Here is a 22,820-nt window from a genome sequence, read left to right as displayed (position 1 = left end):
AGGAGTCCCGCCATGAACACCTACAAGAACTTCACCGTCAGAACCGACGCCGACGGCATTGCGCTCGTCACCTGGGATATGCCCGGCAAGTCCATGAACGTCTTCACCGAAGAGGTGATGGACGAGCTGAACGCCATCGTCGACGCCACGGTTGCCGATACCGCCGTCAAGGGCGTCGTCATCACCTCCGGCAAGTCCACCTTCTCCGGGGGGGCGGACCTGTCGATGATCAAGTCGATGTTCACCCTCTACCAACAGGAGAAGGCAGCAAACCCGGAAAGTGCCGCACAGAGACTCTTCGATCTCGTCGGCCGCATGACCGGCCTCTTCCGCAAGCTCGAAACCTGCGGCAAGCCCTGGGTCTCGGCGATCAACGGCACCTGCATGGGCGGCGCCTTCGAAATGTCGCTTGCCTGCCATGGCCGCGTCGTCTCCAATGCCAAGTCGGTGAAGATTGCGCTGCCCGAGGTCAAAGTCGGCATCTTCCCGGGGGCCGGCGGCACGCAGCGTGTCGCGCGCCTGGCCGATGCCCAATCCGCCCTGCAGATGATGACGACCGGCCAGTCGCTGTCTGCCTCCCGCGCCAAGGCGATGAATCTCGTGCATCAGGTGGTCGAGCCGGACCAGCTCATCCCGGCTGCCAAGCAGATGATCAAAGACGGCCTGAAGCCCGTCGCTCCCTGGGATGAAAAAGGCTTCAAGGCTCCCGGCGGCGGCATCTGGACCCCTGCTTCCGCACAACTCTGGCCGGCTGCTCCCGCGATCCTGCGCCGCGAAACCGCCGGCAATTATCCGGGCGCGCTTGCAATTCTCAAATGCGTTTATGAAGGGCTGCAGGTGCCGTTTGACACGGCACTGAAGATCGAGCAGCGCTATTTTACGCAGGTGCTGCAGACCACCGAAGCCTTCTCGATGATCCGCTCGCTCTTCATCTCCATGCAGGAGCTCGCAAAGGGGGCTCGCCGCCCGGCAGGCGTGCCCAAGGCCGAGCTGAAGAAAGTCGGCGTCGTCGGCGCCGGCTTCATGGGCGCCTCGATCGCCTATGTCACGGCGGCCGCCGGCATCGACGTCATCCTGATCGACCGCGATATCGACGCGGCAAACAAGGGCAAGGCAACCGGCGAAGGCCTGGTGAAGGATTCCATTGGTAAGGGACGACTTACGCAGGACGAGGGTTCCGCCATCCTCTCCCGCATCACCCCGTCTGCCGATTACGCCGATTTGAAGGGCGCTGATCTCGTCATCGAAGCGGTCTTCGAAGATCGCGAGGTCAAGAAAGACGTCATCGAAGCCGTCGAGGAAGTGCTCTCCGATGGGGCGATCTTCGCCTCCAACACCTCGACCCTGCCGATTACCGGCCTGGCGAAAAATTCCAAACGAGCGGAAAATTTCATCGGCGTCCACTTCTTCTCGCCGGTCGAAAAGATGATGCTGACCGAAGTCATCCTCGGCAAGGAAACAGGCGACAAGGCGCTCGCCGTGGCGCTCGATTATGTCGCCGCCATCAAGAAGACGCCGATCGTCGTCAACGATACCCGCGGCTTCTTCGTCAATCGCTGCGTGCTGCGCTACATGGCCGAAAGCTATGACATGCTCATCGAAGGCGTGCCGCCGGCGATGATCGAAAACGCCGCCAAGATGGCCGGCATGCCGGTCGGCCCCCTGGCGTTGAATGACGAGGTCGCAATCGACCTGTCGCTGAAGATCCTCAAGGCGACGGTCGCAGACATGGGCGAAAAGGCGATCGACCCCCGCCACATGGAGCTCGTCTCCCGCATGGTGGAAAAGGAAGGCCGCCTCGGCCGCAAGAACTCCAAGGGCTTCTACGACTATCCTCCGAAGCCCGCCAAGAAGTCGCTTTGGCCCGAACTCAAATCCTTCTACCCGCAGAAGAAGGCAGAGGACGTGGACGTCAACACCCTCAAGCAGCGCTTCCTGGTCACGATCGCGCTCGAAGCCGCCCGCACGGTCGAAGAAGGCATCGTCACCGACCCCCGCGAAGCCGACGTCGGCTCGATCCTCGGCTTCGGCTTCGCGCCCTATACCGGCGGCGCTCTCAGCTACATCGACGGCATGGGCGCAAAGAAGTTCGTCGAATTGTGCGAAACGTTAGCCTCCACTTACGGCGTTCATTTCAGGCCGACGTCGCTGCTGAAGGATATGGCTGCCAAGGGCGAGACGTTTTATGGGCGTTTTGATCCGTATGCGAAGGAGAGGGCGGCGTGATCCGCCTGACAAGCGATGGGCAACTGCCCGGGAGACTTCCATGGCAACGATAGCCGAAATCGTCGTCGAAGCTGAAACCCCCTCGCGCCTTGCTGCCTTTTGGGCGGCAATTCTCGACGGCTATCAGGTCCGTGGCTATGACGAGGCCGAAATCGGCCGGCTGGCCAAGCTTGGGTTCACGCCGGAAACGGATCCGACGGTGATGGTGGACGGTCCCGGCCCGTCGCTCTGTTTCCAGCGCGTCCTTCTGCGCAATTACGACAACAACCGGGTCCATCTGGATATTGCCGTCGATGATGTTCAAGCCGCCGTCGAACGCATTACTGCGCTTGGCGGCAGCCTGCAGCGAAGGGAACCAGGCTATACGGTGATGAAGGACCCGGAAGGCAACCAGTTCTGCATCGTGCCTGGTACTTAATTCGAGCCGTGCAGCGGAACGAGGCTTCGATCTCAAGGAAAGGGATGGCCCGACGAGCGCCGCAGGCACTGCAAATGCGCAGCCACAGTATAGAATGCGAGGCGCTTGCGCGGTCCTGCGCACGTCAAAAGCCGTCGGCGCGATGCCAAGGACGAGGAAGCCTGCTTGCCGGACGGGCGATGAGCATCGATACCGGAGGATTTGTGCCTGAGGAATGAAAAATTGCGAAAGCCTTCGTTCCGCCTTGCGCTGGCGACAATTTTCACGTAGAAGCCCCAAATCGATCTTGCTAGATGGACTTTGTTTCGGCCATTGGTGCCGTTCCTGGCGAACTTCCTCCAAAATCGGTCTTCATCGCGCGTCGGCTTTGGCCGGTGCGTTATCTTCTACGTACGATTTTAAAGGATATCGTCATGAACACAGGTACCGTTAAGTGGTTCAACGCAACCAAGGGCTTCGGCTTCATTCAGCCGGATGACGGCGCAGCCGACGTTTTCGTCCACATCTCCGCTGTCGAGCGCGCCGGAATGCGTGACCTCCAGGAAGGTCAGAAGCTTTCCTACGAGCTCGTTTCCGACAAGCGCTCGGGCAAGATGTCGGCAGACCGCCTCCAGGCGGCCTGAGCCTCGCAGGCTTTGAGAATATCATCTCCGGAACGTGACCACGGATGTACTGGCACGTTTCGTCGAGATGGCAGGAAGGTCGGGTTAGCCCGGCCTTTTTTTGTTTGCGCAAGCGCGATGGATTTCACTCCGCCGCGGCGCGCTTCAGCCCCGAAATCTGCGTGATGAAGGCGCGAAGGGCGGCCGGGCGCACCGGCTTGTGCTGGATGGCGATGCCGTGGCGTTCCGCCTCTACCCTGACCTCGGGTGTCCGGTCGGCGGTCACCAGCAACGCCGGGAGATCGGTCCCGAAGCGCTCCCGCAAATTCAAGATCGCGGAAATTCCGGTCCCGTCGCCAAGATGATAGTCCGCGATGATGAGATCGGGCGCGGGCTGACCCGTGTCGAAACCCGAGGCCGCGGCCAATGAGTGGCTGGTCTCGACCTCGCAACCCCAGCCGGAAATCAAAAGCCGCATGCCTTCGAGGATCTTTGGCTCGTTGTCGATGCAAAGGATCCTCAACCCCTTGAGCGGCTGCGGCAAACGATCGGTCGGCGCTGCGGAGGGGGAAGCAGCGCCGGCCTTGGAAACATCGAGCGGCATGACGATGCGGAAATCCGTGCCCTTGCCGTGCGTCGAATGCAGCTCGACCGGATGGTTGAGGACGCGCGCGATGCGGTCGACGATCGAAAGGCCGAGGCCGAGGCCGGAGGCCGTTTTCGCGCCTTCGTCGAGCCGCGCGAATTCCTTAAAGACGGTGCGGAACTTGGAGGGCGGGATGCCGATGCCCGAATCCATCACCTGGATCACCACCTGGTTTCCCCGCCGCCTTGCGCCGACCAGCACTTTTCCGGTCAGCGTATATTTGATGGCGTTGGACACAAGGTTCTGCACGAGGCGGCGCAGCAGGTTGGGGTCGGAGCGGACCCGCAGCGATGTCGGCATCACGACAAGCTTCAGCTTCTTGGCCCTGGCAATCGGCGCAAAATCCGTCTCGATCCGCTCCAGCAGGCCGGCCAGCGGCACGGATGTCAGGCGCGGCCGCATCGCACCCGTATCAAGCCGGGAGATGTCGAGAACGGCCCCCAGAATGGTTTCGACCGATTCCAGTGCGGAATCGATATTGCGCACGATCGGCCCGTTTTCGGACTGTGCGATACGCTCGACGAGAGCGGAGGAGTAAAGCCGCGCCGCATTCAGCGGCTGCAGGATATCGTGGCCGGCGGCGGCAAAGAAGCGGGTCTTGCCGATGTTCGCTTCATCGGCGGCCGCGCGCGCCTCGCCGAGTTCGTGGTTCACGCGCGTCAGCTCCGCTGTTCGCTCGGCAACGCGCTGCTCCAGCGTCTCGTTTGCCTGCTTCAGCGCCCGGTCGGCCGCAACACGCTGGGTAATATCGGTAAAGGTTGCCACGATCCCCTTGTCCGGCATGGCGTTGGACCGCACTTCGATGATCCGTTCGCCGCCGCCGAGAACGAGCGAGAAGGGCTTGTCGAGTGTCAGGAAATGCCGCACCGTCTGGCCGCGTTCGCCGGCCGGAACGTCACCGCGCTGGCTCAAGATCGCCACGATCTCCGACAGCGGAAAGCCCACACGGCCGACATCCTCCGGCAGGTCGAGAAGCTGGCGGAAGCGCCGGTTCCAGATCGTCAGCTGGTTGGAGCTGTCGAAGACGGCAATGCCCTGGTCCATCTGCGAAAGCGCCGTTTGCAGCATGTCCTGGTTATATTGCAGCGCCTCGCTTGCCTGGTCGAGGAGCCATGCCGTGTCGGCAGAAGCGTCCTCGGTCTTCTGCAGGATCAGCGAAAGCACCAACCGCGCGGAGGAGGATCCGATGGCGCTGCCGAGCAGTTGTTCGGTAAAGTGGATGAGCGCCATGTCGGCCGGCTGGTCGTCCTCCAGCTTGCGGCCGGAACTCTGCTCGTATGTCGCAAGCGATCTCTGCATGCGTTCTTCACCGAGATAGCGCGAGATTGCCGTTTTCAGGTCGCCGACGCTGATGCGGGTCTTCCATCCGCGGGTCGCAAATTGCGAGCGCGACTGCCCCTTCACGAAGATGCCTGCCTGGATGCGCTCCAGCGGACGGGCGTTGCGTGTCATCGAGCCGACGATGAAAAAGCCCGTATTGATAAGAAGGCTCATCGCTGTGGCGTTGACGAGAGGATCGGCATCCGCTGCTGCAAAAAGCGCCGTGCCCGGAAAGATGAAGCTGAGGAAGGCGGTTGCGACATAGGAATAATCCGGTCCGCCGAGCGAGGGCAGAAAGAGCAGGTAGAACCAGACGACGAAACCCGACGTAAGACCGAGAATGGCGCCGCGTGCATTCGCCCGCCGCCAGACAAGACCGCCGAAGAAGGCGGGTGCGATCTGTGCGATCGCGGCGAAGGACAAAAGGCCGATCGAGGCAAGGCCGGCCGTGCTGTCGGTCGAGCGGTAATAGGCATAGCCAAGCAGCAGGACGGCGAAGATCGCGCTGCGGCGGATGTTGAGCAGGCTTTTGGCGAAATCATCGCGCTGGCCGGCGCGCCCGGCAAGCTTCCGGCGTAGGAAGATCGGCATAATGATGTCGTTCGACACCATGATCGAAAGCGCAACGGAATCGACGATGACCATTGCGGTCGCCGCCGAAAAGCCGCCGATGAAGGTGATCAGCGATACGATCTGCATCTGTCCTGCAAGCGGCAGGGACAGCACGTAAAAGTCGGCATTGCCAGCGCCGCCGAAGGTCAGCAGGCCGCCGATTGCAACTGGTAGCACGAAGAGGTTGATGGCGATGAGATAGAGCGGAAAGAGATAGCCGGCGAGCCGCAGCTGTTTTGCCGAGCGGTTTTCGACGACGGTGACGTGAAACTGGCGCGGAAGCATGATGATTGCAATGGCCGACAGCAGTATCAGCGTAATCCAGCGGCTGATCGGCGTCCGGTAGTCGAGGGTTGCGTTGACCAGCGGGTTGTCCACGCTTTTGCGCCAAAGGTCGGCAGGCCCATCGAACAGAAACCAGATGACGCAGATGCCGGCGGTCAGGAAGGCTACGAGCTTGACCAGCGATTCCATCGAAACGGCGAGGATCAGGCCGTCCTGGTGCTCGGTCGCATCGGTATGCCGCGTGCCGAACATGACGGCGAAGCAGGCAAGTACCAGGGTTGCGATCAGCGGCAGGTCGAGGAAGTAGAGGTTGCCGCTGCCGATGCCATAGTCCGAGGGATTGACCATCGCGGTCACGGTGCTGCTGATCGCCTTCAGCTGCAGTGCGATATAGGGAATTGTACCAACCAGCGAGATCAGAGCCACGATCGTTGCGACCGTCGGATTCTTTCCATAGCGGGCGGCGAGGAAATCCGCGACGGAGGTAAGCTTTTCGGCCTTGGCAAGTTCGATGATCCGCCGCAGCACCGGCATTCCAAGCGTGAAGACGAGGATGGGGCCGATATAGATTCCGGCAAATTCGAGGCCGCGCTGCGAGGCGAGTCCGACGCCGCCGAAATAGGTCCAGGAGGTGCAGTAGATAGCAAGGCTCAGCGCATAGACGATCGGCCAGCCGCCGTCCGGTATGCCCAGCCTCTGGCTTCTACGGTCGCCATAGCTTGCGACCGCAAACAGCAGCAGCAGATAGCCGAAGGCAAACGCGATGATGACCCAGCCCTGAAGCATTGAACCTCCACCGGTGCGCTATGCGCCGGCTCTCCGAAAAGACCTCAAGACTAAGGGAAATCGCCTGTCTTGGAAATTGCGATGATCTAGGCATTAAGTCCAAGGCGCAGGAAGGATTTGGTTGTTTGAATTTTGCAATTGAATAATCAATCAAGAGATGTAGCTAATGAAAACAACGGACTGTCCGTGAGAGCGCATCAGAGGGAGACAGATCGGATGCTCAATGAGTTCAAGGCCTTTATCGCCCGAGGCAACGTCATGGACCTTGCCGTCGGTGTCATCATCGGCGGTGCTTTCGGCGGCATCGTCAAGTCGCTTGTCGACGATATCATCATGCCGATCGTCGGTGCCCTTTTCGGCGGTTTTGATTTTTCCAACTATTTTGTCGGTCTTTCGTCTGCGGTCAACGCGCCGACGCTTGCCGCAGCCCGCGCGCAGGGTGCTGTCTTCGCCTATGGCAATTTCATCACCGTGATCATCAATTTCCTGATCCTTGCCTGGATCATCTTCCTGATGATCAAGGGCGTGAACTTGCTGCGCAGGCAGGTCGAGCGCAACGAGCAAAAGGCAGCGGAAGAGGCGCCGCCGCCAGCCGATGTCGCGCTCCTCACAGAAATCCGCGATCTGCTGGCCAAGCGTCCGGCGGTCTGATCGAGGCGTTCGCAGCCCCGCATCATGCGAGGTTGATTCATAACGAAAATCGATATGGCATCACGCATTCTCATGGGATTTGCGCCGGATTTTGTTTTAAGAAAGCCAAAACCGGAGATCTGCATGTCGATCATGAACAGCCTCAGCCCGCGCGCCGTTTCGGCGCCAGAAAGCGGGATCGTCGAAGTCGTCAATTATGCACGCGGCCGCGACGGCCTGCTGCCGCTGTGGGTCGGTGAGGGTGATCTTCCGACACCGGGTTTCATTAGCCGGGCGGCCATGGACGCGCTGGCAGCAGGAGAGACCTTCTATACCTGGCAGCGCGGCATTCCGGAGCTTCGTCAGGCGCTATCGGATTATTACGGCCGGCATTTCGGCATCGGCCTGTCGGCAGAGCATTTCTATGTTACCGGCTCAGGCATGCAGGCGATCCAGATTGCGGTGCAGGCATTGACGTCGCCGGGCGACGAACTGGTCTATCTGACGCCCGCCTGGCCGAACATCGCCGCTGCGCTGGAAATCGCCGGTGCCCGCTCGGTCGGGGTTGAGCTTCAGTTTGAGGGCGGCAAGTGGGCGGTCGATCTCAACCGTATCGAAGCAGCAATCACTCCGAAGACGAGAGCGCTGTTCATCAATACGCCATCCAATCCGACAGGGTGGACCGCGACGGAGAAGGATCTCGCCGATATCCTTGAACTTGCCCGCAAGCGTGATCTATGGATCATGGCAGATGAAATTTATGCCCGCTATTTCTACGCCGGCACCCGTGCGCCTTCTTTCCTTGACATCATGGCACCGGGCGACAAGGTCATGTTCGTCAATTCCTTCTCGAAGAACTGGGCAATGACCGGCTGGCGTGTCGGCTGGATCGTGTCGCCGCCGGAAACCGGGCAGGTGCTCGAGAACCTGATCCAATATTCGACCTCGGGCGTTGCGCAATTCATGCAGAAGGGTGCGGTGGCAGCCCTCAACGAGGGCGATGGGTTCGTCGAGGCCAATATCGCAAAGGCGGCTCTTGCGCGCGACATCCTCTGCGATGCGCTGATTGCCACAAACCGCGTCGAGACGTTGAAGCCGGACGGTGCACTTTACGCCTTTCTGAAGATCGACGGCGTCACCGACAGCCGCAAAGCAGCGCTGGATATCGTCGACAAGACGGGCGTCGGCCTGGCGCCTGGAACCGCCTTCGGTGCAGGCGGCGAGCTTTTCCTGCGAGCCTGTTTCCTGCGCGATCCGCAACAGGTCAAGGCAGCAGCCGACAAGCTGTGCGATTACATTCTGAAGCTTTGACGCGCAAGGCGTGGCCGTCGCAGCCCGGCCATCTTCAAGGCAAACGGCCATTTGCTAAAATTGTAGCAAAGGCCGAAATCAGCCTCTAACCACATCAGCAAACTTACCGGTTCAAAGGCGTCCGATCGGGCGCCTGATAACAAAATCTGAAAGGAAAAGCCGTGTCAGATGCCTCTGTCGATTAAACAGGGAACAGGGCATGGCAATTTTGGTGACAGGCGGGGCCGGCTACATCGGCAGCCACATGGTCTGGGCACTGCTCGATGCAGGCGAGAACGTCGTCGTGCTCGATCGTCTTTCCACCGGCTTTCGCTGGGCGGTCGCGCCTGCTGCGCGCTTCTATCTTGGGGATATCGCCGATGCCGAGGTGCTGAAGACGATCTTCATCGAGAACGATATCGAGGCGATCATCCATTTTGCAGGATCCGCTGTCGTTCCGGCTTCGGTTGCCGATCCGCTTTTCTATTACGACAACAATTCCGGCAAGACGCGTGCACTGCTGAGCGCGGCGATCGCTGCCGGTGTGCGCCATTTCGTCTTTTCGTCGACGGCGGCAGTCTACGGTCCCCAGAAGACTTCCGACCCGGTCAGGGAAACAGCGCCGCTCAACCCGGAAAATCCTTACGGCCAGTCGAAGCTGATGACGGAATTCATGCTGCGCGACGCTGCTGCCGCCTATGATTTCGACTATGTGGCGCTGCGCTACTTCAATGTTGCTGGTGCCGATCCGCACGGCCGCGCCGGACAATCCACGAGCGGCGCGACGCACCTCATCAAGGTCGCCTGCGAGGCAGCCCTCGGCAAGCGCGACAGCGTGCATGTCTACGGCATCGACTATCCGACGCATGACGGCACCGGCGTGCGCGACTACATCCATGTCACTGATCTTGTCGAGGCTCACCTCAAGGCACTGCAGCATCTGCGCAAGGGCAAGGGATCGTTGGTCGCCAATTGCGGCTATGGCTCTGGTTATACGGTGCTCGACGTGCTGAACATGGTGGTGCGCCTGCACGGCCACGCGTTCAGGATTCATATGGCGCCACGCCGCCCCGGCGATGCCGCAAGTGTCGTGGCCGACGCCACGTTGGCCCATCGCGTGCTGGACTGGACGCCGAAATACGATTCCCTGGAGACGATCGTACGCAGCGCACTGGACTGGGAGCTGGCGCTGATCAACCGGAGTGTCGGGGAGCTGCAGGGAGTGCACCGCGCCCTTGCCGCGGCTTCCTTCTGAACGCAACTACGCCTGTTTTTCGCCGAAAGGCCCACTGGAACGAAGCGCTCCCTCTGTTTATTGATGGGAGGTCAATCGAGGGTGGACGGCGGACATGCAGCACGATCACGAACGGGAAGTCATTATCGAGCGGCGCGGTACTGCGGGGATCATCCGCCTCAATCGGCCAAAGGCGCTGAACAGCCTGACGCTCGGCATGGTGCGGATGATCGATGCGGCACTCGACGAATTCGCGGATGATGACGGCGTTGCAAGCGTGGTGGTGACGGGCGAGGGCGAGCGCGGCTTCTGCGCTGGCGGCGATATTCGTGTACTCCACGAAAGCGGGCGTGAGGGTTCCGATCTTGCAGAGACGTTCTGGCGCGAGGAATTCACACTCAACCACCGCATCGCAAGCTACGCTAAACCCTATGTCGCCCTGATGGATGGCATCACCATGGGCGGCGGCGTGGGCCTGTCCGCGCACGGGCGGCACCGCATCGTGACGGAGCGGACGAGGCTTGCGATGCCGGAAACCGGCATCGGCTATTTCCCGGATGTGGGAGCGACCTGGCTGCTGCCGCGCATGCCCGGCGAGACGGGAACATGGGCAGGATTGACCGGCCAGGAGCTGAATGCGGCGGATGCCATCTATACCGGCCTTGCTGATTTCGAGATCCCGTCGTCGCGGCTCCCGGATGTCATCGACGCGTTGGCGCGGCTTCCTGTCGGGTCCTCGCCGGTTGCCTGCGATGCTCTGCTGAAGCATCTTTCCGGCAAGGCGACCAAAAGCCGCCTGCGGGCCGTTCGGCCGTTGATCGACCATGCCTTCTGTTTCGATCGCGTCGAAGAGGTACTGGAAGCGCTCGCCGCTGACGAAAGCGAATTCGCCGCCAAGACACGCAAGACGCTGCACACGCGCTCGCCGACGAGCCTGAAGTTGACTCTGCGTCTGCTGAGGGAAGGAAGGCAGAGCGTCAGTCTCGCCGCCTGCCTGGAGCGTGAGCTTGGGACCTGTATGCAGATATTGAAATCCGCGGACTTTTACGAGGGCGTGCGCGCGGCGGTGATCGACAAGGATCGAAATCCCAAATGGTCGCCTTCGACCATCGAGGAGGTGGACGCAGACGTGCTCGCGCCATTCTTTAAACCGGCCGATCGCCCTCTTGCCCTCTAGCGCCACATACCGCGCATGCGGGCGCCGACATCGATGCGGACTTGGCGCGCCTGTTGCGCAGCGACGCTCTCGCTCTTGACCTGCGGCCAGCCGCAGACCTCGAAAAATTGCAGCAGCGTCGCCGGGATGAAGCGGGTGCGCGAGGCATAAACGTGCCGGTCGCCCTGCATATTTTGCCCGTGCGTGAAGAAGCGCTGCGGAACGACGAGATCGAGACCGTCCCTGGCTCGCGTCATCGCGACATAAAGCAGGCGCCGCTCCTCCTCTATTTCCGCGCTGGTGCCAACGCCGAGATCCGACGGGATGCAGCCGTCGACAACGTTCAGCATGAAGACCTGGGTCCACTCCTGACCCTTGGCCGAATGGATCGTCGAAAGGATCAGATAGTCCTCATCGAGCAACGGCACGCCCGCCTGGTCGCTGGTCGCATCCGGCGGGTCGAGCGTCAGTTCGGTCAGGAAGCGTTCGCGCGACGGATAGCCGCCGGCGATTTGCTCGAGCTGCAGGAGATCGGCCTGACGCGTTGCGGCATCCTCGTGCAGCCGCTCGAGGTGCGGCTGATACCATTCCCGGACAAGGCCGATTTCGGCGGGCCAGCCGGCTTTACCGGATTTCAGCTCCTGCATGACCGAGACGAAAAAGGTCCAATCCTGGCCGGCGCGCGGCGGGGCAGGCATGGCGGCGAGCGCCTGCAGGGGGCTTGGATCCTCCGCCATCTGGTCGAGTGCCCGCTGGGCAGTCGAAGGCCCGACGCCCGGCAGGATCTGCATCAGCCGGAAGCCGGCGACACGGTCGCGCGGATTGAGAGCAAAGCGCAGCGCCGCCAGCATGTCCTTGACATGTGCGCTGTCGAGAAATTTCAGGCCGCCGAATTTCACGAAGGGAATGTTGCGGCGGGTAAGCTCGACTTCCAGCGCGCCGCTGTGGTGCGAGGCGCGGAACAGCACCGCCTGGTTCTTCAGCCGCGTGCCCTCTTCGCGGTTCTCCAGCACCTTTTCGGCAACATACCGGGCCTGGTCGGCCTCGTCGCGCACGGTAACGAGGCGCGGGCGCTCGCCCGATTGCCGCTCCGTCCATAGGTTCTTGGTGAAGCGTTCCGAGGCAAGATCAATAACGGCATTTGCCGCGGCGAGAATGGGTTGCGTCGAACGATAGTTGCGATCGAGCGTGACGATGTTGGCCGGCGGGGAGAACGAGGCCGGGAAGTCGAGGATGTTGCGGACTGTGGCGGCGCGGAAGGAATAGATCGACTGCGCATCGTCCCCGACAACGGTCAGCCCATGCCCCTCAGGCTTCAAAGCAAGCAGGATGGAGGCCTGCAGGCGGTTCGTATCCTGATATTCGTCGACGAGCACGTGATCGAAGCGGCCGCCGATATCCTCGGCGATCAGCGGTTCGGCAACCATCTGCGCCCAGTAGAGGAGCAGGTCGTCATAATCGAGGAGGTTCTGGGCCTGCTTTGCCTCGACATAGGCGGCAAAGAGTTCGCGGAGCTGCTTTTCCCAAGCAGCACACCAGGGGAAGGCGTCACGCAGGACCAGAGGCAGTTCCGTCTCCGAATTCACGGCCCGGGAATAGATCGCAAGGCAGGTGCCCTTGGTCGGGAAGCGGCTCTCCATTTTCGAGAAGCCGAGCTCGTGACGAATGATGTTCATCAGGTCGGCGCTGTCTTCCCGGTCATGGATGGTGAAGGCGGGGTCAACTCCGATCTGCTCGGCATAATCGCGAAGCAGCCGCGCGCCGATCCCATGGAAGGTACCGCTCCAGGCCAGTGCATCGGCCATGATGCCGGAACTGCTGCCAATGACTTCCGCGCAAATCCGCTCGACGCGGCGTGCCATCTCGGAGGCCGCCCGACGGGAGAAGGTCATCAGCAGGATGCGGCGCGGATCGGCGCCCTTGACGATGAGATGCGCGACGCGGTGCGCGAGCGTATTGGTCTTGCCCGAACCCGCGCCGGCGATCACCAGAAGCGGACCTGCAACATGGCTGCCGGCGGCAAGCGTGCCGTGTTCGACCGCCATGCGCTGCTGTGGATTGAGCTTTTCGAGATACATCTAGCCATCCGTTTGGCCCGCGCGCAACACGGCGCGGGCAGATTAGGCGTTCCTTGAATGTTCTCGATAATGATTCCTGTCAAGCGCAAGCTTTAATGAAGGGCAGACACCGCTTCGTTGCTGATGAGTCTCAAGCTCCGATCCGGCTGGCGAATGTCGGTTTCCCGCACCCGGTTGCCGCTTGAATTGGAGAAGCTGTTGCAAAGGGCTGCCGACGGGGTGATTTCGTCGGTTTGGTTCACGGCCGCCCGCCATAGGTCAAGATGCCGGCAATGGGCGTGGGCTCAGCGAGGACGAACAAGCGGAGAGCAGAAAGGCCGCGAGAACTGCCGAAACAATCACTTTCATCGGACGCCCCCGGCCGTCGATCCGGATGGGCAACCTCTGCCGCACGCCAAGGGGGTTGAAAGACAATCTATGATTCCCCCTGAACTGGGCGTGCCGGCATGCAACGGAAGACGGTCTTGGGGGGTGAAGCCACTGCTGCGGTGGCGCGTGGTCATTTTGGTTCTGGCCGTTGGATCGTCTCTGGTACCGTGTCGTCTTTTCCCCCGCCCTGGTTGAAAGGTTTGACGACCAGGATACTGAGAATGGAGGCGACCATCGCTGCGATAATGACAAGCATCAGTATTCTCATGACAATTTCTACTTAAGCTCACGCGGTTTGGTACAATTCAATTAAACTTCTTCGAGTGAAAGAAAAGTTACAGAAGATTCTCGCGAGAACGAACAAGAAAAAACGGGAACAAAAACTGCATCTCGCGTGTTTTGGTCGTCTGAATTCAACGCCGGAGACTGTTATGAGGACGACATTCCATCTGGGCGCTGCCGCCCTTCTTGTTGCATCCGCCGCGTTTGCCACACCTGCATCCGCATCACTCGAAACGGATATCGATTATTATTCGGCGTTGCCGCAGGACCAGATTGCCCTCAATGAATATAGCCGCGCGCCTGCCTGTGAGCCGGTCGAGGCGCAATATCTGCCATCCTTCATCCGTACGCCGGACGGCACTATTATCGGCGTTGGCTATCTCGAGATAGAAAGCGACAGCAGTTGCTGAGGAGCAAGATCAGGAAGATTTGCCCGGACGTGGCTCGCCTGCGCATGACCGAGCGAACGAGCCTCTGACCATCATCATGACGGCTGTGGGGTTTTTATGGGTCCTCAGCATCGGCGAGCAACGCCTTGAAACGAATTTTCCCGCCTGTCTTGCTTCAACAGTTAAACGAACTGAACCGCCGTCTCTGAACGGCACAGGACAATCATTCCAATTACAGTCAGCCGTGGCGCACCCGTCAGTGCAGCTTCAGCTTGGCTTCTTCCGCCGCCGCAAGAAACTCGCAGCGCGCCTCTTCGGCGGTCTTGCGTCCATCGAGCGCCGCGCGGCACGCGCTGCGGGCCTTGAGGTAACGAAGCCCGCGATTTGCGGGCCAAAGATCGGTGAGGCATTTCAGTGCGTCAAACGGGCCGTTCACGGTTCGCGCGTCGGCGTTTTCGAAACCGACCTTGACCGGATTGCCCCATCTTTCTGTCGCCATAGGCGTATTCCTCCGATGTTTACGCCAAAACGCGCATCCAGCCCCTTGCGTTCCCCTCGCTGGGACCGTGCACATGGGTATATTAGCGGGATATTTGTCGTCGGCAATCGGGTTTGCTCGCGTCAGACGCGACGGAGGATTGGATTTCTGGCAAAAACGATGCCGCCGGGCAGGTCAAGCTTGTAAGGCGGCCACTTTTCCAATGGCGCGCATGAAGCCAGATTGGCGTCTCACGATCCTATCGAGGAAGCGGCGGGCAGCCGAGCCCGGAGGTTCCGCTTGCCGCGTCATCCTGCTGCCCAGTGGCATTCGTGCAAGCAGGCGATGACGGGATCGCAGGATTGATGCCGCTTGGGTTGATCGTGCTGCCGCTCCTGTTTAGATCGACGGTACCGGGATTGACGGTGCTGTTGGTGATGCCGGGATCCGTGCGGGTCGTGCCTGCGCCGGTACTGTTCAGATTGGGGGCAATGGTCGTGCCGCCGCCGGACCCTCCCTGGCTGCCGGTTGTTTGTGCGAAAGCACTGGTCGCGACCGCCACCACGACGATCGAACTCGCGATGAAGCGAATAAACATGAGAGCATCCTCCATTTTCTGTTGAAAGAACCGCAGTCCGCAGGAGATGGTTCGATCACAAGGAGTTGAGCAGGGCCAATGGCCAGGCGTCACTCTATCGCAGGGGAATAGCAAACGACGCCAACTGAGTTTGATCCCCAGCGCCGACGCCGCCTTCAGAGCTCTATTCGACGAGGGGTTTATGAGGCCGGCCGCTCGCAAGGGGTTGTTCGCGCAGGCCCCCTGCTCGACGGTTACGCCGAAGCGGTTCGAATGGCCCATATTCCGGCCCACATGCTCGCTCGCTCCATCCGGCTGTTTTCCGGTGTTCGCGGGGGGTGCCGGCCAACGCCTAGCGCGCGTCTGGGGTCATCTGCGTTCAATTGTACTTATTCAAGTACCATGCCTGCAAACAGCATAACCATGAACATCATAAACATGGTCAAAGTGAATACGCGAAGGAAGTTTACGAGGGGAGAAGTTTTGATCCGAGAAAGCTGATTGACAGGCACTCCGCGCGGCTTTGTCACCAGCAGTCCCAGCCAGCCGAAAAACGTGAAAACCAGAAACATGGCCATGTAAGGCTCCATCCAATCAGGGACCCTTATGTGAAGACGGCCACGCGCGAATGCTTCGTTGACCGAAAGCAGCGTCAAAGAGGCAAAGAAGCAAACTAATTTCGCGCCCTTAGAAAGATTCATGGTTCCCCCGTGGTCAGAACACTCTCCAGAGCTGCAGAGTGGCAGAATACACGCGGAAATCAAATCTGTTCAAAGGGAGTAGGGCGGCTGGTCGCCGAGATCGACCGGCTAACAAACAAAAGGCCGGGCAACCCGACCTCTCGTCGTCACCGCTGCTAGTACATCCGTGGTCAACAGCGAGAGGGACCGTCTGGATTCAAAGGAGGGGCCGATTTGACAGGGGAGCAAGCCGCCCACCAGCCTCTGTTCAAGAAAAGCAGCCCTCAGGCGTCATCGCCTCCACCTTTGCGATCTGACCATCCGATAGAGGTGTTCCATGAACGTGTCGCCGATCTGCATGATCGGGCGATGTGGGTAGAGTTCGTTGCAGCGCGACGAGCGGCTTCAGCCTCGGCTTCCCATTGCCTATCCCTAAATTGGGTATCTCGAGATCCATAAGCAACAAGAAAGGCGAAGGTCCCGACCTTGCTCCTATCACCCCTATTCCGAAAAGCCTTATTTCTTTGGGGAAATCTGGTGCTGCCGAGTGGGATTGAACCACCGACCTCACCCTTACCAAGGGTGTGCTCTACCACTGAGCTACGGCAGCAGGACCAGGACGCATGAGCCGGACGGCTGCAATGCGTGAACGGGGGGCCTATTGCCACAGCTTCTCGACAAGCGCAAGCCGCAAATTCCAACTTCGCATGTATTAAGGCCAGGGCCCTTTTTGCGCGGCGCGGAATCCGCTAAATGTCAAGCATGGACGACAAGTTGGAAAATGCTGCAAAGGGCCGCAAGGCGGTGATCGAAGAGCAAGCGAAACTGCGCCGCGAACGCGCTGCCGAAAAGCTTCGCGAAAATCTCGCGCGCCGCAAGCAGCAGACACGGGCGCGCCGCTCCGGCCAGGCGGACGAGACAAGTGGGCTTCCTGCCGCAAAAATGGACGAATCGTAATGTTCGGTTCACGGCGAATTGAAGCATGCCCTGAATTCGTCTAAAGACCCCCATCCCTTTTAAAGGCAGAACTTTCAGAAAGGCGGGCACAGCCCGTAAACCCATATGGATCGTATCAGAATTGTCGGCGGTAATGAGCTCAATGGCATCATTCCGATTTCCGGCGCCAAGAATGCTGCCTTGCCGCTGATGATCGCCTCGCTTTTGACCAGCGACACCTTGACGCTTGAAAACGTCCCTCATCTTGCAGATGTCGAGCTTTTGATGCGCATCCTCGGCAATCATGGTGTCGACGTTGCCGTCAACGGCCGCCGCGAGCGCCAGGAAGACTCCTACGCACGCACGATCCATTTCACCTGCCGCACCATCGTCGATACGACCGCGCCCTATGAGCTGGTCTCCAAGATGCGCGCTTCCTTCTGGGTCATCGGACCGCTGCTGGCGCGCGAAGGCCATTGCCGCGTTTCTTTGCCGGGCGGCTGCGCCATCGGCACCCGTCCGGTGGATCTGTTTCTCGAAGGACTTGCAGCGCTCGGGGCAAACCTTGAAATCGACGGCGGCTACATCAACGCGACGGCACCGAACGGAGGTCTGATCGGCACGCGCTACACTTTCCCGAAAGTTTCCGTCGGTGCGACCCATGTAATGATGATGGCGGCAACGCTCGCGCGCGGCACCACGGTCATCGGCAATGCCGCCCGCGAACCGGAAGTCGCTGACCTCGCCAACTGCCTGAACGCCATGGGCGCGAAGATTTCCGGCCACGGCACCTCGACGATCACCATCGAAGGCGTGCAGTCGCTTTCGGGCGCGCGCCACCGTGTCCTGCCGGATCGTATCGAGACTGGCACCTATGCCATGGCCGTCGCGATGACCGGTGGCGACGTGGTTCTGGAAAACACCGATGCAGCTCTGCTCGAAACCGCATTCGAGACGCTTCGCCGTGCCGGGGCGGAAATCTCGCCGACCAACAACGGCGTGCGCGTCAGGCGCAATGGTGCCGGCATCAGGCCGGTCGATGTCGTGACCGATCCGTTCCCCGGCTTTCCGACGGACCTGCAGGCGCAGTTCATGGCGCTGATGACGCGCTCCTCCGGCATTTCGCATGTGACGGAAACCATCTTCGAAAACCGCTTCATGCATGTGCAGGAGCTTGCCCGCCTCGGCGCGAAAATCTCGCTTTCCGGCCAGACGGCGAAGATTGAGGGCGTGCCGCGGCTGAAGGGCGCTCCGGTGATGGCAACGGACCTGCGTGCTTCCGTTTCGCTGGTGATCGCCGGTCTTGCCGCCGAAGGCGAGACCGTGGTGTCGCGCGTCTATCACCTCGATCGCGGCTTCGAGAGGCTGGAAGAAAAGCTCACCCGCTGTGGTGCGATCGTCGAGCGCGTCAGCGAGTAGGGAAGGGCGGCTTTGCGCCCTTTATTCCGGTTGCGCATTTAGCCGCGGCATCCTATTTCCCTTGTCAAACGCATCGCCATTCCGGCGGTGAGCGACAGCCGGGGGTTTTGCCTGCATGACCGATTTGAAGCTTCTTGCGCTCGATAGTGAAGACCTTGCCGTGGTCTCCGCACATATGCAGGACAGCGTCTTCAAGGTCGGGGACATGGCCTGGTCGCCACGGGACGGGCAGTTTTCGATAGCCGCCAACCGCTTTGTCTGGGAAGATGCCCTGAACAAGCGCAAGGGTTTCGAGCGCCACCGGGCAGCGCTGATCTTCAAGCGCGTCCTGGCAGTCCGCTCCACCGGGATCGACCGCAAGCGGCGGGACGATGTACTGTCCCTGCTGTCGGTCGGTTTCGAACAGAAGGGCGAGGGCCCGGATGGCACGATCGAGCTGACGCTTGCCGGGGCGGCCGAGATCGTCCTCGACGTCGAATGCATTGAAGTGCAGCTTGCCGATATTGGTGGGGCATGGGAAACCGCCTCCAAGCCCCGTCACCCGGGTGCGTAAAGACTTCCCCGTGTCGAATTGAGAAGGAACATCTGCGTTGGCGATATGGCTGGATCAGGCATCGGACGATTTCGAGCAGCGCTTTGCCGCGTTTTTGACAACCAAGCGTGAAGCTTCGGAAGACGTGAACGCGGCCGTGCGGGCGATCATCGACGACGTGCGCGCCCGCGGCGACGCGGCGCTTGCCGAATATTGCAAGAAGTTCGACGGCATCGATTTTGCCGACGTGCCGATGCGCGTGAGCGAAGCGGAAATCGATGCCGCGGTAAAGGCAGTGCCTTCCGAAGTACTCGGCGCGCTGAAGGTTGCAGCCGTCCGCATCGAATCCCACCATCGCCGCCAGCTGCCAAAGGACGATATCTACGAGGACGCCATGGGCGTCGGGCTCGGCTCGCGCTGGACGGCGATCGAGGCGGTCGGCCTCTACGTGCCGGGCGGCACGGCAAGCTATCCGAGCTCGGTGCTGATGAATGCGGTGCCGGCAAAGGTCGCAGGCGTCGAGCGCATCGTCATTGCAGTGCCGGCAACGGGCGGTGCGGTCAATCCGGCCGTACTTGCTGCAGCCAAGCTTGCCGGTGTTTCAGAGATCTACCGTATCAGCGGTGCGCAGGCTATTGCTGCGCTTGCTTACGGCACGGAGACGATCGCACCGGTCGCAAAGATCACCGGCCCGGGCAATGCCTATGTTGCCGCCGCCAAACGCCAGGTCTTCGGCACGGTCGGCATCGATATGATCGCCGGCCCGTCTGAAGTGCTGGTGATCGCAGACAGGGATAACAACCCCGACTGGATCGCCGCCGACCTTCTGGCCCAGGCCGAACATGATGCAAGCGCCCAGGCGATCCTGGTCACCGATGACGCCGAACTCGGCAAGGCCGTCGAAGTCGCGGTCGAGCGGCAGCTGAAGACTTTGAACCGTGCGGAAACCGCCGCCCGCAGCTGGCGGGATTTCGGTGCTGTCATCCTGGTGAAGGACCTGAAGGATGCGATACCGCTTGCTAACCGCATCGCCGCAGAGCATCTGGAGCTTGTGGTTGCCGATCCGGACGCACTGCTCGACGGGATCCGCAATGCCGGCGCGATCTTCATCGGCGCCCATACGCCGGAAGTGATCGGCGATTATGTCGGTGGCTCGAACCATGTGCTGCCGACTGCGCGCTCTGCCCGCTTCTCCTCCGGCCTTTCCGTCCTCGACTTCGTCAAGCGCACATCGATCCTCCGGCTCGGTCCACAGCAACTTCGCGATCTCGGTCCGGCAGCGATCGCACTCGCGGTCTGCGAGGGCCTCGACGCCCATGCGCGATCGGTGGCGATCCGTCTCAATCTCGAAAGGTGAGGCATGGCGAAGGGCGACTTCCGGCTCTCAGATATCGTCCTTGACGATACGATCGGCCGTTCGACGCCCGATGTCGAGCACGAGCGCGCCGTCGCGATCTTCGATCTCATCGAAGAAAACAGCTTCGAGCCAGTCGGCCACAGCGGCGGGCCCTACCGGCTGAAGATTTCTCTGGTCGATTCCAAGCTCGTCTTTGCGATCGCTACAGAAGAGGGACTTGATGTTGCGACCCATATCCTGTCGCTGACCCCCTTCCGCCGCCTCGTGAAGGACTATTTCATGATCTGCGAAAGCTATTACGAGGCGATCCGTTCTGCCTCGCCGAGCCGCATCGAGGCGATCGACATGGGCCGGCGCGGCATCCACAACGAGGGGTCGCAGACATTGAAGGACAGGCTTGCCGGCAAGATAGAGGTCGATTTCGACACGGCTCGCCGCATCTTCACGCTCGTCTGCGTGCTCTACTGGCGCGGATGACGGCGATGGCGCCGGCCCCGACCACGGCAGAAGGAAAGGCGCCTGGTGCGATTCTCTTCATGTGCGGACTTAACGCCATCCGCTCGCCGATAGCCGAAGCGATCGCCCGTAGCATCCTGCCCAGGAATACCTATATACGTTCGGCAGGCGTTCGCGCCGGCGAGCGCGATCCCTTTGTCGACGTCGTGCTTGATGAAATCGGCCTGTCGCTCGGGCGTCGCCAGCCACAGACGCTTGACGAACTCGAGGATGATTATTTCGATCTCATCATCACGCTCTCTCCGCAGGCCCATCACGCCGCACTGGAACTGACGCGGTCGAGCGCCGTCGACGTAATCTATTGGCCGACCATGGATCCGACGGTTACAACCGGTACCCGCGAGCAGATTCTGGACGCCTACCGTGAGGTGCGTGATCACCTTGAGATGCTCATCGAAACCCGGCTCGTCAGGAGAAATGGCATTGCGGCGCAATCGGCATGAAACAAAAGGAAGAAAGCCCGATCAACAAGGTTCACAAATGACCCCTGATTGTGTAGTTTCCGCGAAAATTTTGGGGCGGCCCACGCCGCCATCTCAACCGACAGGAAGAAAACCTTTATATGCCTAAAGAAGAAGTCCTCGAATTCCCGGGTATTGTGACCGAACTTCTGCCGAACGCGACCTTTCGCGTGAAGCTCGAAAACGAGCACGAAATCATCGCCCACACGGCAGGCCGCATGCGCAAGAACCGCATCCGCGTTCTCGCCGGCGACAAGGTCCTTGTGGAAATGACGCCTTACGATCTCACGAAGGGCCGCATCACCTATCGTTTCAAATAGGTTTGGCCCGGAAGCCTCAAGGGCTTCCGTTTCCGGTCGAGGGTCCATGGCGCTCACATACAAGCTCATTCTGGCTTCCGGCTCGCCGCGCCGTGTGGACCTGCTCAACCAGGCAGGCATCGAGCCCTCGCGCCTGATGCCGATGGATATCGACGAGACGCCGAGAAAATCAGAGCATCCGCGTTCGCTCGCCCGGCGCCTGTCGACGGAAAAGGCCGAAGCGGCATTAGCCGCGATCAAGGGCGACATGGCCTGGAAGGGCAGCTATATCCTTGCTGCCGACACTGTCGTTGCCGTCGGCCGCCGCATTCTCGGCAAGGCCGAATTCGCCGACGAGGCTTCCGCCTCGCTGCATCTGCTTTCCGGCCGCAGCCACTGGGTCTATACCGGCGTCTGCCTGGTAACGCCCGACCGCAAGATCCGCCAGAAGATTTCCGAGACGAAGGTGCGGTTCAAACGCCTTTCCGGTTTCGAGATCGAGAACTATCTCGCTTCTGGCCAGTGGCGCGGCAAGGCGGGTGCCTATGGCATCCAGGGGCTGGCCGGCAGCTTCGTGCAGAAGATGGTGGGCTCCTACACCAATGTCGTCGGCCTGCCGCTTTATGAAACAATCCTGCTGCTGACCGGCGAAGGCTTCGACGTGCATAGCCGGTGGCCTGAGGGCTGAGCCCGGAGGAGGATCACCATGCCCGAAGAGAAAAGCAACGCCAAGGTCGCACCGCTGCGCAAGACGCGCCCTTGTCCGGAATGCGGCAAGCCCTCCCACCGCGACCACTACCCTTTCTGTTCGAACCGCTGTCGCGAGGCCGACCTCTCCCGCTGGCTGAACGGCGCCTATGCCATTCCGGTTGCCGAAGACGAGAAGAAGGCGGACTACGACGACGAAGAGTAGTGCGAGATCCACAGCGAACCCCTTCAATTTGCTTGTGAATCCGCAAAATATCCCCGGCTGGCAAAAAACTGCCATTTGATGCTTGCCATGGCCGGACAAGATGCTATAACCCCGCTCGCTTCCGGGGCGAACCAAGGCCCTGCACTTCTTGCACAGAAGAATGTTCTGCGAAGCATGGATGCCCAGATAGCTCAGTTGGTAGAGCAGCGGATTGAAAATCCGCGTGTCGCTGGTTCGATTCCGGCTCTGGGCACCATTAATAATCTAAAGAAAACAGTGCTTTATCGGCCTCCCTGTTCCCCTTGGTCGCTGATTTCATGTTGCATATG

23 protein-coding genes and 2 tRNA genes are annotated in these 22,820 nt (G+C 60.5%); 18 read left to right on the top strand and 7 right to left on the bottom strand.

Features of this window, described 5'->3' with window-relative positions:
• The first annotated feature begins 12 nt into the window (after positions 1–12).
• The 3 genes from EV130_RS10575 (at position 13) to EV130_RS10565 (ending at position 3,267) form a co-directional block, all read left to right on the top strand.
• Positions 13–2,226: a 3-hydroxyacyl-CoA dehydrogenase NAD-binding domain-containing protein gene (locus EV130_RS10575; protein WP_132660240.1), complete on the top strand. Its 2,214-nt coding sequence runs from the start codon at positions 13–15 to the stop codon at positions 2,224–2,226.
• 40 nt (positions 2,227–2,266) lie between these two features.
• Entirely contained in the window at positions 2,267–2,644 is a 378-nt protein-coding gene (locus EV130_RS10570) for a VOC family protein (protein ID WP_074060124.1), read from the top strand.
• A gap of 413 nt (positions 2,645–3,057) precedes the next feature.
• Positions 3,058–3,267 carry a cold-shock protein gene (locus tag EV130_RS10565; RefSeq protein ID WP_022718262.1) on the top strand — a complete coding sequence of 70 codons (210 nt, stop codon included), beginning with the start codon at positions 3,058–3,060 and terminating at the stop codon, positions 3,265–3,267.
• 124 nt (positions 3,268–3,391) lie between these two features.
• Here EV130_RS10565 and EV130_RS10560 read toward each other — a convergent pair whose 3' ends face one another.
• A complete protein-coding gene (locus EV130_RS10560) occupies positions 3,392–6,895 on the bottom strand; it encodes a PAS domain-containing hybrid sensor histidine kinase/response regulator (protein ID WP_132660238.1) in 3,504 nt (1,167 codons plus the stop codon).
• Positions 6,896–7,111: 216 nt separating this feature from the next.
• Between EV130_RS10560 and mscL the strand changes: the two genes are divergently transcribed.
• The 4 genes from mscL to EV130_RS10540 all read left to right on the top strand — a co-directional run bounded on the left by mscL (position 7,112) and on the right by EV130_RS10540 (position 11,226).
• Positions 7,112–7,546 (top strand): large conductance mechanosensitive channel protein MscL, encoded by a 435-nt coding sequence (gene mscL, locus EV130_RS10555; protein ID WP_074060126.1) that lies wholly within the window; start codon positions 7,112–7,114, stop codon positions 7,544–7,546.
• A gap of 123 nt (positions 7,547–7,669) precedes the next feature.
• Entirely contained in the window at positions 7,670–8,836 is a 1,167-nt protein-coding gene (locus tag EV130_RS10550) for a pyridoxal phosphate-dependent aminotransferase (RefSeq protein ID WP_074063048.1), read from the top strand.
• A gap of 199 nt (positions 8,837–9,035) precedes the next feature.
• Complete coding sequence (galE, locus tag EV130_RS10545) at positions 9,036–10,070, top strand: UDP-glucose 4-epimerase GalE (RefSeq protein WP_074060127.1); 1,035 nt, start codon at positions 9,036–9,038, stop codon at positions 10,068–10,070.
• A 94-nt stretch (positions 10,071–10,164) separates the two neighbouring features.
• Complete coding sequence (locus EV130_RS10540; protein WP_132660236.1) at positions 10,165–11,226, top strand: enoyl-CoA hydratase/isomerase family protein; 1,062 nt, start codon at positions 10,165–10,167, stop codon at positions 11,224–11,226.
• Here the strand turns inward: EV130_RS10540 and EV130_RS10535 are convergent.
• Positions 11,223–13,283, bottom strand: coding sequence for an ATP-dependent helicase (locus EV130_RS10535; protein ID WP_132660234.1), 2,061 nt, complete (start codon positions 13,281–13,283; stop codon positions 11,223–11,225). The two genes, EV130_RS10540 and EV130_RS10535, sit on opposite strands and share 4 nt — an antisense overlap.
• 499 nt (positions 13,284–13,782) lie before the next feature.
• Positions 13,783–13,908, bottom strand: coding sequence for a hypothetical protein (locus EV130_RS33860; protein ID WP_281031921.1), 126 nt, complete (start codon positions 13,906–13,908; stop codon positions 13,783–13,785).
• Positions 13,909–14,083: 175 nt separating this feature from the next.
• Here EV130_RS33860 and EV130_RS10525 point away from each other — a divergent pair, with 175 nt between their 5' ends.
• Complete coding sequence (locus EV130_RS10525) at positions 14,084–14,344, top strand: hypothetical protein (protein ID WP_132660232.1); 261 nt, start codon at positions 14,084–14,086, stop codon at positions 14,342–14,344.
• A gap of 235 nt (positions 14,345–14,579) precedes the next feature.
• On the opposite strand, the gene EV130_RS10520 is transcribed toward EV130_RS10525, so the two are convergent.
• The 4 genes from EV130_RS10520 to EV130_RS10505 all read right to left on the bottom strand — a co-directional run bounded on the left by EV130_RS10520 (position 14,580) and on the right by EV130_RS10505 (position 16,668).
• On the bottom strand, positions 14,580–14,822 hold the full coding sequence (locus EV130_RS10520) for a DUF982 domain-containing protein (RefSeq protein ID WP_074060132.1): 243 nt from the start codon (positions 14,820–14,822) through the stop codon (positions 14,580–14,582).
• Positions 14,823–15,060: 238 nt separating this feature from the next.
• Positions 15,061–15,399 (bottom strand): hypothetical protein, encoded by a 339-nt coding sequence (locus EV130_RS10515; RefSeq protein WP_074060133.1) that lies wholly within the window; start codon positions 15,397–15,399, stop codon positions 15,061–15,063.
• A 368-nt stretch (positions 15,400–15,767) separates the two neighbouring features.
• The gene (locus EV130_RS10510; RefSeq protein WP_074060134.1) at positions 15,768–16,079 is read right to left on the bottom strand and encodes a hypothetical protein; all 312 of its coding nucleotides are present in this window, start codon (positions 16,077–16,079) and stop codon (positions 15,768–15,770) included.
• 514 nt (positions 16,080–16,593) lie between these two features.
• Positions 16,594–16,668, bottom strand: a tRNA-Thr gene (locus EV130_RS10505).
• Between the two features lie 152 nt (positions 16,669–16,820).
• Between EV130_RS10505 and EV130_RS10500 the strand changes: the two genes are divergently transcribed.
• The 10 genes from EV130_RS10500 (at position 16,821) to EV130_RS10455 (ending at position 22,747) form a co-directional block, all read left to right on the top strand.
• Positions 16,821–17,015, top strand: coding sequence for a hypothetical protein (locus EV130_RS10500; RefSeq protein ID WP_074060135.1), 195 nt, complete (start codon positions 16,821–16,823; stop codon positions 17,013–17,015).
• Positions 17,016–17,120: 105 nt separating this feature from the next.
• Positions 17,121–18,413, top strand: coding sequence for a UDP-N-acetylglucosamine 1-carboxyvinyltransferase (gene murA, locus EV130_RS10495; protein ID WP_074060136.1), 1,293 nt, complete (start codon positions 17,121–17,123; stop codon positions 18,411–18,413).
• Positions 18,414–18,528: 115 nt separating this feature from the next.
• Complete coding sequence (locus EV130_RS10490) at positions 18,529–18,966, top strand: DUF2948 family protein (protein ID WP_074060137.1); 438 nt, start codon at positions 18,529–18,531, stop codon at positions 18,964–18,966.
• Positions 18,967–19,003: 37 nt separating this feature from the next.
• Positions 19,004–20,302 carry a histidinol dehydrogenase gene (gene hisD, locus EV130_RS10485; protein ID WP_074060138.1) on the top strand — a complete coding sequence of 433 codons (1,299 nt, stop codon included), beginning with the start codon at positions 19,004–19,006 and terminating at the stop codon, positions 20,300–20,302.
• A 3-nt stretch (positions 20,303–20,305) separates the two neighbouring features.
• Entirely contained in the window at positions 20,306–20,779 is a 474-nt protein-coding gene (locus EV130_RS10480; RefSeq protein ID WP_074060139.1) for a UPF0262 family protein, read from the top strand.
• Positions 20,776–21,261, top strand: a complete 486-nt coding sequence (locus EV130_RS10475; protein ID WP_420493364.1) for an arsenate-mycothiol transferase ArsC — start codon at positions 20,776–20,778, stop codon at positions 21,259–21,261. Before EV130_RS10480 ends, EV130_RS10475 begins: the two co-directional genes overlap by 4 nt.
• A 119-nt stretch (positions 21,262–21,380) precedes the next feature.
• A complete protein-coding gene (gene infA, locus EV130_RS10470) occupies positions 21,381–21,599 on the top strand; it encodes a translation initiation factor IF-1 (RefSeq protein WP_003545338.1) in 219 nt (72 codons plus the stop codon).
• A 46-nt stretch (positions 21,600–21,645) separates the two neighbouring features.
• Entirely contained in the window at positions 21,646–22,266 is a 621-nt protein-coding gene (locus tag EV130_RS10465; protein WP_132554074.1) for a Maf-like protein, read from the top strand.
• An 18-nt stretch (positions 22,267–22,284) separates the two neighbouring features.
• Complete coding sequence (gene yacG / locus EV130_RS10460) at positions 22,285–22,491, top strand: DNA gyrase inhibitor YacG (protein WP_074060142.1); 207 nt, start codon at positions 22,285–22,287, stop codon at positions 22,489–22,491.
• A gap of 180 nt (positions 22,492–22,671) precedes the next feature.
• Positions 22,672–22,747 (top strand) — tRNA-Phe (locus EV130_RS10455).
• Positions 22,748–22,820 lie beyond the last annotated feature (73 nt).

Origin of the sequence: Rhizobium azibense (assembly GCF_004342325.1) — a bacterium.
GTDB lineage: Bacteria > Pseudomonadota > Alphaproteobacteria > Rhizobiales > Rhizobiaceae > Rhizobium > Rhizobium etli_B.
This window is presented reverse-complemented; position numbering and strand designations above follow the sequence as displayed.

Bases quoted from the DNA above. Each gene is read 5' to 3' on its own strand.
- EV130_RS10575 (WP_132660240.1), top strand. From the start codon at position 13: ATGAACACCTACAAGAACTTCACCGTCAGAACCGACGCCGACGGCATT.
- EV130_RS10570 (WP_074060124.1), top strand. From the start codon at position 2,267: ATGGCAACGATAGCCGAAATCGTCGTCGAAGCTGAAACCCCCTCGCGC.
- EV130_RS10565 (WP_022718262.1), top strand. From the start codon at position 3,058: ATGAACACAGGTACCGTTAAGTGGTTCAACGCAACCAAGGGCTTCGGC.
- EV130_RS10560 (WP_132660238.1), bottom strand. From the start codon at position 6,895: ATGCTTCAGGGCTGGGTCATCATCGCGTTTGCCTTCGGCTATCTGCTG.
- mscL (WP_074060126.1), top strand. From the start codon at position 7,112: ATGCTCAATGAGTTCAAGGCCTTTATCGCCCGAGGCAACGTCATGGAC.
- EV130_RS10550 (WP_074063048.1), top strand. From the start codon at position 7,670: ATGTCGATCATGAACAGCCTCAGCCCGCGCGCCGTTTCGGCGCCAGAA.
- galE (WP_074060127.1), top strand. From the start codon at position 9,036: ATGGCAATTTTGGTGACAGGCGGGGCCGGCTACATCGGCAGCCACATG.
- EV130_RS10540 (WP_132660236.1), top strand. From the start codon at position 10,165: ATGCAGCACGATCACGAACGGGAAGTCATTATCGAGCGGCGCGGTACT.
- EV130_RS10535 (WP_132660234.1), bottom strand. From the start codon at position 13,283: ATGTATCTCGAAAAGCTCAATCCACAGCAGCGCATGGCGGTCGAACAC.
- EV130_RS33860 (WP_281031921.1), bottom strand. From the start codon at position 13,908: ATGCTTGTCATTATCGCAGCGATGGTCGCCTCCATTCTCAGTATCCTG.
- EV130_RS10525 (WP_132660232.1), top strand. From the start codon at position 14,084: ATGAGGACGACATTCCATCTGGGCGCTGCCGCCCTTCTTGTTGCATCC.
- EV130_RS10520 (WP_074060132.1), bottom strand. From the start codon at position 14,822: ATGGCGACAGAAAGATGGGGCAATCCGGTCAAGGTCGGTTTCGAAAAC.
- EV130_RS10515 (WP_074060133.1), bottom strand. From the start codon at position 15,399: ATGTTTATTCGCTTCATCGCGAGTTCGATCGTCGTGGTGGCGGTCGCG.
- EV130_RS10510 (WP_074060134.1), bottom strand. From the start codon at position 16,079: ATGAATCTTTCTAAGGGCGCGAAATTAGTTTGCTTCTTTGCCTCTTTG.
- EV130_RS10500 (WP_074060135.1), top strand. From the start codon at position 16,821: ATGGACGACAAGTTGGAAAATGCTGCAAAGGGCCGCAAGGCGGTGATC.
- murA (WP_074060136.1), top strand. From the start codon at position 17,121: ATGGATCGTATCAGAATTGTCGGCGGTAATGAGCTCAATGGCATCATT.
- EV130_RS10490 (WP_074060137.1), top strand. From the start codon at position 18,529: ATGACCGATTTGAAGCTTCTTGCGCTCGATAGTGAAGACCTTGCCGTG.
- EV130_RS10480 (WP_074060139.1), top strand. From the start codon at position 20,306: ATGGCGAAGGGCGACTTCCGGCTCTCAGATATCGTCCTTGACGATACG.
- EV130_RS10475 (WP_420493364.1), top strand. From the start codon at position 20,776: ATGACGGCGATGGCGCCGGCCCCGACCACGGCAGAAGGAAAGGCGCCT.
- infA (WP_003545338.1), top strand. From the start codon at position 21,381: ATGCCTAAAGAAGAAGTCCTCGAATTCCCGGGTATTGTGACCGAACTT.
- EV130_RS10465 (WP_132554074.1), top strand. From the start codon at position 21,646: ATGGCGCTCACATACAAGCTCATTCTGGCTTCCGGCTCGCCGCGCCGT.
- yacG (WP_074060142.1), top strand. From the start codon at position 22,285: ATGCCCGAAGAGAAAAGCAACGCCAAGGTCGCACCGCTGCGCAAGACG.